The sequence below is a fragment of the Burkholderia sp. BCC1999 genome (genome assembly GCF_905339975.1).
In the GTDB taxonomy this organism is placed as follows: Bacteria; Pseudomonadota; Gammaproteobacteria; order Burkholderiales; family Burkholderiaceae; genus Burkholderia.
The window spans coordinates 125,925-142,167 of the sequence record NZ_CAJPHP010000018.1 but is presented as its reverse complement, the minus strand read 5'-3'; the positions used below and the strand labels follow the sequence as shown (position 1 = coordinate 142,167).

The following is a 16,243-nucleotide window of genomic DNA, read 5'->3' as shown; positions in this document are numbered from 1 at the left end:
GTTACAAATGGATACCGCGCCCGGCGCGCGGACGTTGCAGACTACGCGGCGTTCCCCCGATCGACGGATATCCATGAAGTTTCACACGCTGCTGACACTCGCCGGCGCCTCGACGCTGCTGGCTGCCTGCAACCTGCTCCACGACGGCCCCGGATCGGGCGACGTCGACGCGGCCGTGCGCCGCGCGCTCGAGGCGGAAAACCACGGCGGCCTGAATGCGCTGTTCGGCCAGCCGCTGCCGGTCTCGGCCGATGTCGTGTCGGCCAAGCCCGACGGCGACTGCAAGAAGCTCGGCGATCGCACGTACTCGTGCGATGTCGTCGTCACATGGCGCAATGCCGATTACTCGCCGTCGCGCGCGAACCTGACCTTCGTGAAGGCCGCCGACGGCTCGTGGCAGACGTCGGGCGTCGATGCGGCGCTCGTGACAGGCACCGCGAAATCGCTGATCGACCACATCGGCAAGGCGTGGCCGGGCAATGCAGCAAGCGGCGCGTCGACGCCGCAGTGACGCACTGACGCACTGACGCGCCGGCGGCCAGTCTTCTTTCCCTTCTCCCGGTACGCGACCTCGTCCTGGCGGGCGGCACCCGCTCGCGGTTCGCGCCAAAAAAGGGCGCGAGCATCTGGCCCGATCTCGATTGAATGCATCCTCGGTATGCGGGCTGACTTATAGGGAAAACCCTTATTTCGAGATATAATCACGGCCTAAGAGAAAGGTCGAACCATGCCTGAACGTTTCCAAACCCTTGAAAAATTTGTGTTTTCCCTCGTCGTGATGTCCGCCGTGATGTGCTCGGCATTCCTCGCGTACGAGCGTCACCCCGAGATCAAGATCGCGCTGCACGAAGGCGAAGCGCTGATGCGCGAGAGCGCCAAGTACTCGGTCATCTGCTCGCCGTCCAAGGTCGATCCTTGCGTCGAGATGTCCGCATACTGAGCGTCGTTTCGGCGTTGCCCCACGTCATCGTCGGTCTGAATTCCCTGAAGTAGCGCTCATCAGGTATTCGGAAACCGGTCGCGAGACAGGGCCGATGCACGAACCCGTTACGTGCCGAGTCGCTGGCGTAAGCAGCCCCCGAATTCAGCCGGCCCCGCTTCGAGCAATCGAGCGGGGCCGTTCTGTTTTTTGCGCGCGGCGCTACACGACATGCCGCGGCTCGCCGCCGACGAACGCCGCAACGTTGTCGACCAGCTGATCGGCGAGCGCCTGCATCGCCTCGTCGCTCGCCCACGCGACATGCGGCGTCAGGATGAACGCCGGATGCGACAGGATCGCGTGGAACGGATGCGCGGACGGCAACGGCTCTTGCGTGACCACGTCGAACCCCGCGCCCGCGATCTGCCCCGATTGCACTGCGTCGACGAGCGCGCTTTCGTCCACGAGCCCGCCGCGCGCGGTATTGATCAGCAGCGGCCGGCGCGCCATGCGCGCGAACGCGTCCGCATCGATCAGGTGCCGCGTCGCGGGCGTAAGCGGACAGTGCAGCGTGATCACGTCGCTGTCGCGCAGCAGCGTGTCGAGCGGCACATGGTCGCCACCCGTGGCATCGCCGTGCGCCGCGAACAGGACGCGCATGTCGAGCGCACGGGCGATGCCGGCCACCGCGCGACCGAGCACGCCGTCGCCGACGATCCCGAGCGTCGAGCCGGCCAGGTCGCGGATCGGGTGATCGAAGAAGCAGAACTGTCCGCTGTCGAGCCAGCGTCCCGCGCGCACCGCGTCGCGATAGGCAACGAGACTGCGGCGCAGTGCGAAGATCAGCGCGAACGTGTGTTCCGGCACCGTGCGGACCGCATAGCCGCGAATATTGCTCACGACGATGGCGCGCGCCGCACACGCATCGAGATCGACGATGTCCGTGCCGGTCGCGGCGATCGCGATCATCCGCAGTTGCCTGGCATCGGCCAGCGCCGCCGCGTCGAGCCGCACCTTGTTGGTCACGACGATGTCCGCGTCGCCGATGCGCGCGGCGATCTCGTGCGTGGCCGTCCGGTCGAACGTCTGCATCACGTGCGGAAACGGGAACGGCTTCAGCACGGTCTGCGGCGACAGCGTCGCGCGGTCGAGAAACACGATCTTCGCGGGAGAGGAAACAGAAAACATGGCGGGTCTCGCTGACAGGCGCCCGGTGGCGCGGAACGGCTTCGATTCTGCCGTTGGCGCGCGCGCCGTCGTTTGACCGTTGCGCGAGCGCGCTTTCCCGAATGGAAAGGCCAGCGCGCTGCACGACAGCCGTCGCGACGTGCGTGCGGACGCGCGCCTTTCCGTTTCGGAAAGGCTGGTTGAGCATCGATCGATTTTCGCTGCGCGCGAACGCCGTCATGATCGCCGTCATCGATCCCACGATTTCATCGGAGACAGCCATGACACGACCTCTCGACGGCATTCGCGTGCTGGAACTCGGCCAACTGATCGCCGGACCGTTCGCGGGCCGGATGCTCGCCGAATTCGGCGCGGACGTGATCAAGGTCGAGCCGCCCGGCGTCGGCGATCCGCTGCGCAAATGGCGACTGCTGCACGACGGCACGTCGGTCTGGTGGGCCGCACAGTCGCGCAACAAGACCTCGCTCACGCTCGACCTGCGCACGCCCGAAGGGCAGGACGTCGTGCGCCGCCTCGTCGCCGAGACCGACGTGCTGATCGAGAATTTCCGGCCCGGCACGCTCGAAGGCTGGGGGCTCGGCTGGGACGCGCTGTCCGCGATCAACCCGGGGCTCGTGATGCTGCGCGTGTCGGGCTTCGGTCAGACGGGCCCGTATCGCGACCGCCCCGGCTTCGGCGTGATCGCCGAGGCGATGGGCGGCCTGCGGCACCTGACCGGCGAGCCCGGCCGCACGCCGGTGCGCGTCGGCATCTCGCTCGGCGATTCGTTGTCGGCGCTGCATGGCGTGATCGGCGTGCTGCTCGCGCTGCGGCATCGCGAACAGCAGGGCGGCAAGGGGCAGGTCGTCGACGTCGCGCTGTACGAATCGGTATTCAACCTGATGGAAAGCCTGCTGCCCGAATACGCGGCGTTCGGCGCGGTGCGCGAGCCGGCCGGCAGCAGCCTGCCCGGCATCGCGCCGACCAACGCGTACCGCTGCCGCGACGGCAAGTACGCGCTGATCGCCGGCAACGGCGACAGTATCTTCCGGCGCCTGATGGAGTTGATCGGCCGGCCCGATCTCGGCAACGATCCCGCGCTCGCGCGCAACGACGGGCGCGTCGCGCAGGTCGAGCGAATCGACGCGGCGATCGGCGAGTGGAGCGCGCGCCACGATCTCGACGCTGTGCTCGCCGCGCTGAACGACGCGCGCATCCCGTCCGGGCGCATCTACGACGTGGCCGACATCGCGGCCGACCCGCATTACCGCGCACGCGACATGATCGTCGACGCGGCGCTGCCCGACGGCACGCCCGTGCTCGTGCCGGGCATCGTGCCGAAACTCGACGCCACACCGGGGCGCATCGACCGCCCGGCGCCCGCGCTCGGCGCGGATACCGACGCGGTACTCGCGTCGCTCGGCATCGATGCCGCGACGCGCGGCGACTGGCGCACGCGCGGCGTGATCTGAATCCGACCCAGGAGACAACAACATGAACGGGCAACGCAAACGGCTCTATATCCACGAGGTCGCGACGCGCGACGGTTTCCAGAACGAAGCGGCCTTCGTCGACACCGACGACAAGATCGCGCTGGTCGATGCGCTGAGCGCATGCGGCTACGCGAAGATCGAGGTCACGTCGTTCACGTCGCCGAAGGCGATCCCCGCGTTGCGCGACGCGGAGGCCGTGATGCACGGCATCGTGCGCGCACCGGGCGTCGTCTATACGGTGCTCGTGCCGAACGTGCGCGGCGCCGAGCGCGCGCTATCGTGCGGCGTCGACGAAGTGAACCTCGTGATGTCGATGAGCGAAAGCCACAACCGCGCGAACCTGCGGATGACGCGCGAGCAGTCGTTCGCGCAGTTGCGCGACGTGATCGACGCCGTACGCGGCTCGCAGGTCGCGATCAACGTATCGCTGTCGACCGCGATGGGGTGCCCGATGGAAGGCGACGTACCGGCCGAAACGGTGCTCGCCTGGATGCAGCGCTTCGCCGATCTCGGCGTGCACGGCTTCACGCTGTGCGACACGACGGGCATGGCCTTTCCGTCGCAGGTGCGCGATGTGGCCGAACGCGCGCGCGAGCGCTTCCGCGCGCTGCAGCTCACGCTGCATTTCCACAACACGCGCGGGATGGCGCTGGCCAACACGCTTGCCGCGCTCGACGCCGGCATCGACCGCTTCGACGCATCGCTCGGCGGGCTCGGCGGCTGCCCGTATGCGCCGGGGGCGACCGGCAACGCGTGCACCGAGGAACTCGTGCACATGCTCGAACTCGACGGCTACGATACGGGCATCGACCTCGCGGCCGTGCTCGCGGCGTCGGCACGGTTGCCCGCGCTGATCGGGCACGATGTGCCGAGCCAGATCCTGAAGGCCGGGCGCCGCTCGGACCTGCATCCGCCACCGCACGCCGATGCCGGCGACATGCCCGCGCAACGCGCGTTTTCATGAACAACAGGAGCGACATCCATGGCGTTGATTGACCACCTCGACCATCTCGTACTGACCTGCGTCGATCCGGACAAGACGAAACATTTCTACACCGAGGTGCTGCAGATGCAGCTCGAAACGTTCGGCGCCGGCCGGCTCGCGTTCCGCTTCGGCAACCAGAAGATCAACCTGCACGTGCGCGGCGCCGAGTTCGAGCCGAAAGCGCATGTGCCAGTGCCCGGCGCGCTCGACCTGTGCTTCATCGCATCGGTGCCGCTCGACGACGTGATTGCGCACCTGCAGCGCGTGGAATGGCCGATCGTCGAAGGGCCCGTCGAACGCACGGGCGCGACGCAGAAGATCCGCTCGGTCTACGTGCGCGATCCCGACCTGAACCTGATCGAGATCTCCGAGCTGATCTGACTCGGGCGACGACAGGCGGCGCGCCCATCAGTACACGGCGTTCGCAGTCCTTCGCCGAAAGCGGACAGGCGAACGCCGCGCCCGCCGATTCCGGATAGCAGGGCGCGGCCACGCTGCGGATAATGGTGCAACGGCGTCGGCCCGGCCGACGCCTTCGCAACGCGCACGGCGAAGCTGTCCCGCGCATCCGCAACCCGACCCAGGCGCTCCCGAATGACGATCCTCTATCGCGGCATGGACCGCGCGGCGCTCGACGCCGCCTACCTGAACACGAAGGCTGTTGCCGATTTCCCGGCGCTGCTCGCGTCGTGCCAGGCGCGTAGCGTCGCGCTGTACGACGCGACGCCCGGCCGCCGCAACCTGCGTTACGGCGCGCAACCCGCGCAACGCTTCGACTGGCTGTCGTGCGGGCAACCCGATGCGCCGCTGTTCGTGTTCATCCACGGCGGCTACTGGCAGCACTGCACGAAAGAGGATTTCGCGTATGCGGCGAGCGGGCCGCTCGCGCGCGGCTTCGACGTCATCCTGGCCGAATACACGCTCGCGCCGATCGCGACGATGACCGAGATCGTCGCCGAGATCGGCATGCTGCTCGATCATCTCGCCCGCGACCCCGACGGCCTCGGCACCGCGCAGCGGCCGATCCACCTGAGCGGCCACTCGGCGGGCGGCCACCTGACGGCCATGCATCGCGCGCATCCGGCCGTCGTGTCGGCGCTCGCGATCAGCCCGCTCGTCGATCTCGAACCGATCTCGCTGTGCTGCCTGAACGACAAGCTGCAGCTCACCGCGCGCGAGATCGACGCATTCAGCCCGTTGCATCATGTCGGGCCCGGTGCGCCGACCGTTGTGGCGGTCGGCGACGCCGAACTGTCCGAACTCATCCGGCAGGCAGACGAATACGCGACGGCGTGCGACGCGGCTGGCGAACGGATTGCACGGACGTGGCTGCCCGGCATGAAGCACTTCGCGGTGCTCGACGATCTCGCGCGGCCCGACGGTGCGATGCTCGCCGCGTTGCACGCCGTCGCATCGCGCTAGCCGCACGCCGTATCGCACGGGTCCGGCCGCGCGTATGATCGGCGTCAGGCCGGTGCAATATGGCGTGCGCCGCGCGGCCCTCCCAGGACCCACGACATGGTGAACCCGCTTCATTTCGATCTGCAGTCGTTGCGCGTGTTCGCGCTCGTCGCCGAGCACGGCAGCCTGACGAAGGCGGCCGAACACGGCCAGCTCACGCTTTCCGCGGTCAGCAAGCGGATTGCCGAACTCGAAAGCGTGACCAGCAGCGCACTGTTCGTTCGGCATGCGCGCGGCGTCGAGCTGACGCCCGCCGGCCGTGCGCTGCTCGATCACGCGACGAAAGTGATCGAGCAGGTCAACCGGATGGCGCACGAGATGAGCGACTACGTCGCCGGCGTGCGCGGCCACATCCACGTGTGGACCAACACGTCCGCGATCGTCCAGTTCCTGCCCGCCGACCTCGCCGCGTTCCTCACCGACAACCCGGGTATCAAGGTGAGCCTGGAGGAGCGGCTGAGCCACGAGATCGTCGACGCGCTCGCATCGGGCAAGGCCGATCTCGGCGTATTCGCCGACAACGTGCCGGCCCCCGGCATCGAGCGGCGGCTGTACCGGCGCGACGAACTCGTGCTGCTCGTGCCGCGCACGCACCGGTTCGCGTCGCGCGACAGCATCCGCTTCGCGGATACGCTCGACGAGGACTACGTCGGCCTGAGCGACGGCAGTTCGCTGCTCGCGCGCATGACCGACGCCGCATTCGCGGCCGAGCGCTCGCTGAAGCTGCGGATCCAGGTATCGAATTTCGACGGCGTGAGCCGGATGATCGAAGCGGGGCTCGGCATCGGCGTGCTGCCGCGCGATGCGGTGACGGGCGAGCGTGCGGCACGGCTCGGTATCGTGAAACTCGACGATGCGTGGGCGACACGCTCGCTGTGGGTCGGCGTGAAGGCGGGTGGCGTGCTGACCACCGATATCGCGAAGCTGTTCGATTTCATGTCGGCACGCTGAGTGCGATGAAACCGCGATGCACGGGGCACGCTTGCGCGCCACCCCGTGCTGATCGCCGCATTACACCGGATTGATCTCATCCTGGCTGCGCCGCGTGGTCAGCGGCCCGAGCACGCGCAGCGTCACCGCGACGATGCCGAGTGCGACGGAGATCACGCCGAACATCGCGCCCGCGCCGTAGCTGGCGAGCACCGGCAGCAGCACGAACGGCAGCGCACCGCTGACGATCCGCGACAGCGCATAGGTGCTGCCGATCGCCGTCGAGCGCACGCGTGCCGGGAAGATCTCTGCCTGGTATACGTGATACGCATTACTGAACACGTTCGACGCGCAGGTCGTGAGGAACCCGAAGCCGACGATCAGCACGGTATTGCCCGAATACGCGAAGCACAGCCCGAATACGGCGATCGACAGGATCGACACGATCACGAGCGTGCGGCGTTCGATCCAGTTGAGTAGCGGAATCGACAGCAGCGACCCGACTGGATAACCGATGAACGACAGCGCGATGAACAGCGTGCTGTCCGTCACGTCGAAGCCACGGCTCTTCACGACCGTGCCGGCCAGCGTGCCGAACCCGTAGTAGCCGAAGCCCTGGAACAGGTGAAAGATCGCGAGCATCACGTAGCGTGCGCCGTACGGTTCGCGACGCAACAGCGCGATGCGCTCGCCGAGACCGAGCGGCCGCTGCGGCTCGACCGGCTCCGCGAACTGCTCGGGCATGCGCACGCCGGCGCTTTCCGCGAAACGCCGCAGCGCCGCGTGCGCGTCGGCCGTGCGGCCCTGCGCGAGCAGCCAGCGCGGGCTCTCCGGCAGCCGGTGCTGGACGAGCAGCACGTACACGGCGCCGAGGCTGCCGATCGCGAGGATGATGCGCCAGCCGGCCACGCCAGCCACATGCAGCGGATTCAGCCACAGCGCGAGAAAGCCGACGAGCGGCACCGCGACATACGAAGTCGTGTAGGCCCATGCGGCAAGCCGCCCGCGCTTGTCCTTCGGCAGGATTTCGGACAGGAAACTGTCGGCGACGGGATAGATCGCGCCGACGCCGATGCCCGTCAGGAAGCGGCAGGCAACGAGCATGTCGGCGTTCACCGAAAATGCGCCCACCAGCGAGAACGCGCTGTACCACACGAGCGTCAGCAGGAACGCCTTGCGCCGGCCGATGCGGTCGGCGAGGCTGCCGAGGCACATCGCGCCGACGAACATGCCGATGAACGCGGACGCCAGCAGCAGCTTGAAATCGGCGCTTTGCCGGCTCAGCCCGTATTCGTTCTGCAACGCGGAGCCGATCGTGCTGACGAGGAAGATCTCGTACATGTCGAAGAACAGCCCGATGCCGATCACCCAGACGACGAACCGGTGCAATGCACCGACCGGCAGGTCGTCCATGAAATCGCCAAGTGTGATGCGACGGGCGGGGAGGGCCGCCGCGTCGGCGCCGACGCCGGAAGAAGCGGCCGGCAGTCGGGCGGACGCAGGTCCGCCCGCGTTGCCGCCGAGATCGAGGGATTGGCTGTTCATCGTGTCTCCTGATTGTCGATATGCCGTGGCGCGCGGCCCGGCCGTTTTCGGCCGGCGTGATGCGTCCGGCCACACGACACGGCGGCAGCCATTGCAGGGCCCGGGAAAGGGCCGGATGTGCACGCTGCGCCGATCGTCCGACACATGGTGGGCAAATCGGCTGCGCGTGATAATTGCGGATGTTTCAAGCGTCCTTTCCCGGGCAGAAAGGGTAGGAGCGCGCGGCAGCCCGGATTCGCGCGGCAGGCCGTTGCAGCCTGCGTCGCACGCGGTGGTGTACCGAAAGCGGTGCGTCACCTCGCAACCTGACGGACCGGGAAAACCATGAGACCTGTCGCGTGGCCGTCGGCGCAACAGCCGTCGGCAGCGACACGGTCATGCTCGATCGGCCGGCACGAAAGCCGACCCGTGAAACACGCGCAGGGGGTTCCCGCACGCCGGCGCAAAGTGCTGCATCCGCCGCTACGAATCGCGCGCTCGAGGCGATGCTGCTGCGCCTGGATCTGCCGCTGCCGACAGAAGCGCACGCTGTCCGGTACGAAGTCCGAGGCGGCGATGTCGTTGTGCGCGCCGGTACGCCGCGTGTCACCGCGCCGTACCGGCGACACGCATCATTTCAGCTCCGGAGCGCGGCGTCCCAGTCGCTTTCGGCCGAGGCATGTTGCGCGAACGCGAGGCAGGTAGCTACGCAGCCGATCCGGAACAAGTTTCGGGCAGGGGATTTCATCGTGGATTCCGGTCTCAATGCGCGACGATGATGAAGGCCGTGAGCGCGATCGGGAACAGCGCCACGCCGAGCAGGCCCACTGCGCCATCGGCCGCCATCGTAAGCGGCGACAGCGCGAGCTTCGCGCCCTGGCCGAGCAGCGACGGCCGCTCGATGACCTTGACGTTGTAAGGATGATTGAACGCCTGCGGAATAGACGACGGCGTGACGTCGTTCGGCTGGTAGCGCTTGCCGCTGATCGTGCCGCGCTCGGTCAGCTTGTAGCGCTCGTCCTTGAAACCGTCGGCGAGCGCGCGCGCCCGCAGTTCGGAGCCGGGCGGTGCGTCCTCGCTCGAAAGCTGCAACACGTAACGCCCGGAGATCTTGTCGCCATGCGTCTCGAAATCGTCGAAATCGGTGTCGAGCTTCGGACGATAGGGTGCCGTGAGGTTGACGGCAAGGGCCGGCGGCACATCGAAGATGTAGTGGTACTGCTTGCCGATCACGACGAGTGTTTTCCCGTCGGCGCTGATCAGGAATGCCGACAGCGTTTCCCGGTATTCCGGGTCCTTCATCATGCGATTGGTGATCGGGCCGATATCGGCGTTGGTGCAGCCGGCAAGCATGCCGGACGCCGCCACGGCGGGCAGCGCGAGGAATGTTCTTCTTTTCATGTGTGCTGTACTTGTGTTGTTGGTTATTCAGCTGAACCGCTTGAATGTCGGACCTGGCGTTCGATGAACGCGGTGCCCTGACGGCCGTTCGTGCGGTTTCTTCGTTCGCGCATTGTAGGGCCAAAACGACAAGTGCGGCATCCCCGCTGTCAGGCGGCCTGGCCGCGTGCGGTAGACTGCACGCTCGCTTGCCCGCCGCCCACACACACGCCATGGATCGAATCGATGCGATGAAGGTGTTCGTCGCCACGCTGGACGAGGGCAGCCTCGCGGGCGCGGGCCGGCGGCTTGGCCGCTCGCCGGCGGCAGTCAGCCGCGCGATCGCGTTTCTCGAGGAACACACCGGCACCGCGCTGCTGTACCGCACCACCCGGACGATCCGACTGAGCGAGGCCGGCGAACGCTACGCGGCCGCGTGCCGCCGCATCCTGTCGGATCTGGAAGAAGCCGACATGCTGGTCGCCGACGAACGCGCCGCACCGCGCGGCATGCTGACGGTCACCGCTCCGGTCGCCGCGGGCGAGGACGTGCTGCGCGCGTTGCTCGACGCATTCATCGAACGGCATCCAGCCGTGTCGATCCGCCTGCAACTGCTCGACCGTCCCGTCAGCCTGGTCGACGAAGGGATGGACGTCGCACTGCGCATCGCGCACCTGTCGGATTCGACGCTCGTCGCGATTCCGGTCGGTTCCGTGCGGCGGGTCGTCGTTGCATCGCCCGACTATCTCGCGAAGCATCCGGCGATCGACGCACCGGCCGATCTCACGCAGCACCGGATCATCTCGATGACGCACTTCGGGCTCGACTCGTGGAGCTTTCCACCGCCGGGGCCGTCGGCACTGCCGCAGGTCGTCCAGTTCGCCCCGCGCTTCATCATCAACACGATCCGCGGCGCGGTCGCGTCCGCCGTCGCTGGCCACGGCGTCACGCGGCTCTTTTCTTATCACGTCGCCGAACACGTGCGCGACGGCACGCTGCGGATCGTGCTGCGCGACAGCGAGCATGCGCCGCTGCCCATCCATCTCGTTACGCCTTACGGACGACTGTCCGTCCCCAAGGTACGCGCGTTTGTCGATTTCGCGGCGCCGCGCCTGCGCGAGCATTTCTCGCGGCTGGCGGCCATCACCGACGGCGATTGAACCGAGATGCGGAAGAATGGCTTTCGCGAGACGAGGATTCTACCGGTACTCGACTCAATCTAGACTTTCTTCAACCGACGGACGTGCACGGCACCCGTCCAGCGAATGGAGGTCGACATGAATCGGGCACTTCTGGATCAACCGCATGGGCGCGCAGTCAACGCGTCGCCCGGCACGGCGGACGCGATGAGCACGACCGCCCACGCACCGGCCACCACGCGCGCCGAGGGGCCCGCCGCGAGCTATGCCGAACGGAACGCGCGCTACTGGCGGCGCAATCTTGCCGTGTGCGTGTTCGGGTCGTTCACGACGCTCGTCAGCCTGAGCATGCTGCTGCCTTTCCTGCCACTGTACGTGCGGCAGCTCGGCGTCGATTCCCAGTCAGCCGTCATCCAGTGGTCGGGCATCGCATTCGGTGCGACGTTTCTCGGCACGGCCGTCACCGCCCCGCTGTGGGGGCGCCTCGCGGACCGCTTCGGCCGCAAGCCGATGCTCGTGCGCGCGGCGATCGGGATGGCGATCGTGATGTCGCTGATCGGCGTCGCGCACAACGTAGTCGAACTTGTCGCGCTGCGGCTGATCGCGGGGCTCGTCGGCGGCTACGCGTCGGCGTCGACCGTGATGGTCGGCACGCAGGCGCCGCGCGAGCGCGCGGGCTGGGCGCTCGGCATTCTGTCGACCGGCGCACTAGCGGGCAATCTGGTCGGCCCGCTCGTCGGCGGATTGCTGCCAGGCTGGGTCGGCATTCGCGGCACGTTCTTCGCCGGTGGCGCGATGATCGCCGTCGCCGCGCTGCTGACGATCTTCGTCGTGAAGGAAGACTTCCACGCGGGCACCGACGCGCAAGCACACACCGCCGGCACGGCCACGGTCTCGACGCACCGGACGAATCGCGCGGCGGTCGCCGCCTTGCTGGTGACGGCGATGATGGTGCTGCTCGCGAACATGTCGATCGAGCCGATCATCACGGTCTATATCGGCGGCCTCGGCGTCACCGGCGACCACCTCGCGCGGATCGCCGGCGTCGTGATGGCGTGTTCGGCGCTCGGTAGCATGCTGACCGCCGCGCGGCTCGGCGCGCTGGCCGACCGGATCGGCAGCTGGACCGTGATCATAGCCTGCCTGCTGCTGACCGCGCTTGCGATGGTGCCGCAAGCGTTCGTCACGCACTGGTGGCAGCTTGCCGCACTGCGCGGACTGATGGGCATGACGCTCGCGGGGCTGCTGCCGTCTATCGGCAAGCTCGTGCGGCAATCGGTCGACGAGCGTTCGACGGGGCAGATGCTCGGCTACCTGCAGTCTGCGCAATTCAGCGGGCAGGTGATCGGCCCCGTTATCGGCGGGCAGATCGGCGTCGCGTTCGGCCTGCATTCGGTGTTCTTCGTGACGGGCGCGCTGCTGGCCGCTTGCGCCGGGCTCGCTCACTGGGCACGCGGCCGCTAGCGGTCGGCCCGCGGATCGACGTCTGGCGTACGATGGCGCAGTTGCTGGTGCCGCGCCGGGACGCAGGTAGCGCCACACGGTCGCCCATCTATTTCTCATGGCCGGCTGCGCGCGCAGCACGATTCGCGCGTGCCGGTCCGAGCGCTGACCCACGCGCTTCGGTCCGCATGCGGCCGGCGCCTTTCGATCACGGATATCGCAGGAGACAAGCAACATGAATCAACCGACCCACAACCGGACGCTGCTGCGCACCCTCGGTATCCGCGCACCGATCGTCCAGGCGCCGATGGCCGGCGTCAGCACGCCGGCGCTGGCCGCCGCCGTGTCGAACGCGGGCGGGCTCGGCTCGCTCGGCGTCGGCGCGACGAACGCCGACGGCGCGCGCAAGATGATCCGCGACACGCGCGCGCTCACCGACCGGCCGTTCAACATCAACGTGTTCTGCCACAGTCCGGCCCACGCCGATGCGGCCGTCGAACGCGCGTGGCTCGACTGGCTCGCGCCGGTGTTCCGCGAATACGGCGCGACGCCACCCGCATCGCTGTCGGAGATCTATACGAGCTTTATCGCGGACGACGCGATGCAGGCGATGCTCGTCGAGGAGAAACCTGCCGTCGTCAGCTTCCATTTCGGGCTGCCTGACGCTGACGTAATCGCCGCGCTGAAGCGTGCGGGCATCACGCTGTTCGCGGCCGCGACGAATCTCGACGAGGCACGGCAGATCGCTGCCGCCGGCATCGACGCGATCGTCGCGCAGGGCATCGAAGCCGGCGGGCATCGCGGCCTGTTCGATTCGACCGCGCACGACGATCGGCTCGGCACGTTCGCACTGACGCGCCTGATCGTGCGCGAATGCGCGCTGCCCGTGATCGCCGCCGGCGGCATCATGGACGGCGAGGGCATTGCCGCCGCACTCGCGCTCGGCGCGCAGGCCGCGCAGCTCGGCACGGCGTTCGTCGCGTGCCCGGAGACGTCGATCGACGACGGCTATCGTCGCGCGATTCTTGGCGACGCCGCTCGACGCACGACGTTTACATCAGCGATCTCGGGCCGGATCGCGCGCGGCATCGCGAACCGGCTGACCGCGCTCGGCGACACCCCGGACGCGCCGGCCACGCCCGCGTATCCGATCGCCTACGACGCGGGCAAGGCGCTGCACGCGGCCGCGAAGGCGAAGGGCGAATTCGGCTACGGCGCGCAGTGGGCCGGACAGGCGGCGCCGCTGGCACGCGCGGTGCCGGCCGCCGAGCTGTTCGCGACGCTCGAACGCGAAACGCGCGCGGCGATCGAGCGGCTGCAGTACGCACTCGACTGATCGCGCGAGCCGCAGATTTGCAACGTTCTGTATCTGACAGAAACGCGGATACAGCGCGATACATACGCCGTGCGCGGGTTCGCTATAAAGCAGGCATGACCTCTTCCGGAGTCCATCATGTCTGCAACGTGGTTCAAGGGATCCTGCCATTGCGGGGCCGTCAAGTTCGAAGTCCGGGCGGCCATTACGCCGGCCGTTCGCTGCAACTGCAGCCTGTGCCGCCGCCGCGGCGCGCTGATGAGCCTGATGTTCGCGGCCGCCAACCTGAACATCGTCGAAGGCGAGGGCGCGCTGACGTGTTACCGCTTCAACACGCGCACGGCCCGTCACTATTTCTGCAGCCGGTGCGGCGTCTATCCGTTCCATCAGACGCGGAAAGACCCGGCATGCTGGCGCGTCAATCTCGGCTGCCTCGATGGCGTCGACCCGTATGCGCTCGACGCGACGATCGCCGACGGCGCGAGCCTGTCGGTCGTGGAGGACGCATGAAACGCTGGCTGATGATCCTGCTGTTTGCCGCAGGCGGGCTCGCGACCGAAATCGCGCATCCGGTGCAATGCTCGCTGCTGTCGGTCAGCCGTCAGCCAACCGGCAAGCGCCGCCGGCAGGGCTGAGGTCACATCGGTTCATCGAGAACGATTATCATGCTTCCGATAAGATCGCATGCGATATATAATGCGATCGTCTGCGACCGTTCACGTCGCTGGAGGAAGCCCATGAAACCGCCCGAAGCCCCATCGCCTGCCGCGCCGAAGCTGTCCGAATTCCTGTGTTTTGCGATCTACTCGGCGAACCTCGCGTTCGGCAAGGCTTACAAGCCGATCCTCGACGAGCTCGGCCTGACGTACACGCAGTACATCACGATCATCGCGCTGTGGGAGCAGGACAACCAGACCGTCGGCCAGCTCGGCGAGAAGCTGTTCCTCGAATCCAATACGCTGACGCCGATCCTGAAGAAGCTCGAAGCGATGGGCTACCTGGAGCGGCACCGCGATCCGTCCGACGAACGCCAGGTGCTCGTCAGCCTGACGAAGAGCGGCCGCCGCGTGCGCGAGAAGGGGCTCGACATGAATCTGGTCGAAGCCACCGGGTTGAAGCCGGACGAATTCGCGAAGGTGCAGAAGGCGATCGTCACGCTGCGCGGCAACCTGATCCGTTCGACCGAAGCGTAATCAGATGAACCATCAGCGGCCGGCGCGTGCCACGCGTCGGCCGCTTCGTCATGCGTGCGCGTCGCCCAGCACCAGCAGGCGCATCTCGCGACGCACGACGAAACCGAGCGCGACGTAGCGCTCGATCGCCACCTGGTTCGTCGTGAGGACGTGCAGGAAAGGCGTTTCCGAGCGTGCGCCGATCGACGCGATCAACGACCGGATCAGGCGCGCCGCGAGACCTTGCCGCCGGAATGCGGCATCCACGCACACGGCGCTGATCTCCGTATACCCGTCGAGCCGCATCCGCTCGCCAGCCATCGCGGCCAGCCGGCCTTCGCTGTGCACGCCGATATAGCGGCCGAGCTCGAACGTGCGCGCGCCGAACGGGCCCGGCTGCGCCGAGGTAGTCAACGCGAGCATGTCGGGCACATCGGCTTCACCGAGCGTGACATGCTCCGACTCATACGCCGGATCAGGCGTGCCTTGCCAGACCATTTGCAGCAATGTCGCGCGCCGGATGACCGGCAATCCCGCAGGCGGCTCGATCTCGTTCGGCGTGACAAGGGCCGTTGGCCCGTGCGCGGCGACCAGTTCGCGCAGCGCGTCGAACGAAGACGCGCTCGTGTCGGCGATCGCGGCGAATGGCGCAATGGCCGCCGGAAACCGCCACGCGCGGTCATTGCCGATTGCAAAGCGGCGCTGCTTGCCCGTGAGGGCGTTCCAGACAACCCGGTCGAGCACGTGCGTATCGCCTGTCGTGGTACCGGTCGTAGCATCCCGCATCGGGTGCTCCTCGATTGATGGTGGGGTGCCGCACAGCATAGACCGGTTCGGTCGCGCAGATCGCACTGTCGATCCGGATTCCGTTACCCTCAATAACAAAAGCGCACGCGATTACATCGCATGCGCTTTATATGACTGGGGTTGGCGACTGTTTTCGTCGCGCGACGCTCAATGACCGAAATAAATCGAGCGCTCGGCCGTGCGAACCACGTTGCGGCTGCCGGATTGCGTCGCGCTGCCGGCGTCGCTGCCGTAGCCGGCTGCCTGCGTATCGGCCTCGACGGCGCCACTGTCGTGAATCCGGCTCAGCGCCGCCTGGATATTGTCCGGATAGTTCGGATCGTTGGGGCGGTTCGGCAGGTAGCCGGCCTGCTGCAACGCAGCCAGTTCCGCCCGCACCTGCGCGCGCGTGACGCTGCTTTCGCCGGCGAACACCGGGGTGGCGACGGAAGCCGACACGGCAACGAGGAGGGCTGCAATCAGTTGGGTCTTCATCATTTACCTCGACAGGGAAACAGGGTTTCAGAAG

Annotated in this window: 18 protein-coding genes; 13 read left to right on the top strand and 5 right to left on the bottom strand. The window is 67.3% G+C overall.

From position 1 onward, the window contains the following. Positions 1–73 precede the first annotated feature (73 nt). On the top strand, positions 74–511 hold the full coding sequence (locus tag U5809_RS24950) for a hypothetical protein (RefSeq protein ID WP_322088476.1): 438 nt from the start codon (positions 74–76) through the stop codon (positions 509–511). A 216-nt stretch (positions 512–727) separates the two neighbouring features. Next, positions 728–940 (top strand): hypothetical protein, encoded by a 213-nt coding sequence (locus tag U5809_RS24945; RefSeq protein WP_047900698.1) that lies wholly within the window; start codon positions 728–730, stop codon positions 938–940. A 201-nt stretch (positions 941–1,141) separates the two neighbouring features. On the opposite strand, the gene U5809_RS24940 is transcribed toward U5809_RS24945, so the two are convergent. Beyond that, positions 1,142–2,107, bottom strand: a complete 966-nt coding sequence (locus U5809_RS24940) for a D-2-hydroxyacid dehydrogenase (protein ID WP_322088475.1) — start codon at positions 2,105–2,107, stop codon at positions 1,142–1,144. A 260-nt stretch (positions 2,108–2,367) separates the two neighbouring features. Here U5809_RS24940 and U5809_RS24935 point away from each other — a divergent pair, with 260 nt between their 5' ends. The 5 genes from U5809_RS24935 (at position 2,368) to U5809_RS24915 (ending at position 6,976) form a co-directional block, all read left to right on the top strand. Further along, complete coding sequence (locus U5809_RS24935; protein ID WP_322088474.1) at positions 2,368–3,558, top strand: CaiB/BaiF CoA-transferase family protein; 1,191 nt, start codon at positions 2,368–2,370, stop codon at positions 3,556–3,558. A 22-nt stretch (positions 3,559–3,580) separates the two neighbouring features. Further along, a complete protein-coding gene (locus U5809_RS24930) occupies positions 3,581–4,543 on the top strand; it encodes a hydroxymethylglutaryl-CoA lyase (protein WP_322088473.1) in 963 nt (320 codons plus the stop codon). Between the two features lie 18 nt (positions 4,544–4,561). Next, positions 4,562–4,945, top strand: coding sequence for a VOC family protein (locus U5809_RS24925; RefSeq protein WP_282504997.1), 384 nt, complete (start codon positions 4,562–4,564; stop codon positions 4,943–4,945). 213 nt (positions 4,946–5,158) lie between these two features. Continuing rightward, on the top strand, positions 5,159–5,986 hold the full coding sequence (locus tag U5809_RS24920) for an alpha/beta hydrolase (RefSeq protein ID WP_322088472.1): 828 nt from the start codon (positions 5,159–5,161) through the stop codon (positions 5,984–5,986). Between the two features lie 96 nt (positions 5,987–6,082). Beyond that, positions 6,083–6,976: a LysR family transcriptional regulator gene (locus U5809_RS24915; RefSeq protein ID WP_322088471.1), complete on the top strand. Its 894-nt coding sequence runs from the start codon at positions 6,083–6,085 to the stop codon at positions 6,974–6,976. A gap of 60 nt (positions 6,977–7,036) precedes the next feature. Here the strand turns inward: U5809_RS24915 and U5809_RS24910 are convergent, their stop codons facing one another. Next, a complete protein-coding gene (locus U5809_RS24910; protein ID WP_322088470.1) occupies positions 7,037–8,500 on the bottom strand; it encodes an MFS transporter in 1,464 nt (487 codons plus the stop codon). A gap of 741 nt (positions 8,501–9,241) precedes the next feature. Continuing rightward, on the bottom strand, positions 9,242–9,880 hold the full coding sequence (locus U5809_RS24905; protein ID WP_322088469.1) for a 5-formyltetrahydrofolate cyclo-ligase: 639 nt from the start codon (positions 9,878–9,880) through the stop codon (positions 9,242–9,244). A gap of 212 nt (positions 9,881–10,092) precedes the next feature. Here U5809_RS24905 and U5809_RS24900 point away from each other — a divergent pair, with 212 nt between their 5' ends. The 6 genes from U5809_RS24900 (at position 10,093) to U5809_RS24875 (ending at position 14,949) form a co-directional block, all read left to right on the top strand. Beyond that, on the top strand, positions 10,093–11,019 hold the full coding sequence (locus U5809_RS24900) for a LysR family transcriptional regulator (protein WP_322088468.1): 927 nt from the start codon (positions 10,093–10,095) through the stop codon (positions 11,017–11,019). A 186-nt stretch (positions 11,020–11,205) separates the two neighbouring features. After that, positions 11,206–12,462: an MFS transporter gene (locus U5809_RS24895; RefSeq protein ID WP_322088494.1), complete on the top strand. Its 1,257-nt coding sequence runs from the start codon at positions 11,206–11,208 to the stop codon at positions 12,460–12,462. 214 nt (positions 12,463–12,676) lie between these two features. Further along, on the top strand, positions 12,677–13,777 hold the full coding sequence (locus U5809_RS24890) for a nitronate monooxygenase (protein ID WP_322088467.1): 1,101 nt from the start codon (positions 12,677–12,679) through the stop codon (positions 13,775–13,777). Between the two features lie 117 nt (positions 13,778–13,894). Further along, a complete protein-coding gene (locus U5809_RS24885; protein WP_322088466.1) occupies positions 13,895–14,266 on the top strand; it encodes a GFA family protein in 372 nt (123 codons plus the stop codon). Beyond that, entirely contained in the window at positions 14,263–14,391 is a 129-nt protein-coding gene (locus U5809_RS24880) for a hypothetical protein (RefSeq protein ID WP_282505006.1), read from the top strand. Before U5809_RS24885 ends, U5809_RS24880 begins: the two co-directional genes overlap by 4 nt. A gap of 102 nt (positions 14,392–14,493) precedes the next feature. Further along, entirely contained in the window at positions 14,494–14,949 is a 456-nt protein-coding gene (locus U5809_RS24875; protein ID WP_322088465.1) for a MarR family transcriptional regulator, read from the top strand. A gap of 48 nt (positions 14,950–14,997) precedes the next feature. Here U5809_RS24875 and U5809_RS24870 read toward each other — a convergent pair whose 3' ends face one another. Together U5809_RS24870 and U5809_RS24865 are read right to left on the bottom strand one after the other, a co-directional pair. Further along, positions 14,998–15,714 carry a GNAT family N-acetyltransferase gene (locus tag U5809_RS24870; RefSeq protein WP_322088493.1) on the bottom strand — a complete coding sequence of 239 codons (717 nt, stop codon included), beginning with the start codon at positions 15,712–15,714 and terminating at the stop codon, positions 14,998–15,000. A 168-nt stretch (positions 15,715–15,882) separates the two neighbouring features. Continuing rightward, positions 15,883–16,212: a DUF4148 domain-containing protein gene (locus U5809_RS24865; RefSeq protein WP_322088464.1), complete on the bottom strand. Its 330-nt coding sequence runs from the start codon at positions 16,210–16,212 to the stop codon at positions 15,883–15,885. Between the last annotated feature and the right edge of the window lie 31 nt (positions 16,213–16,243).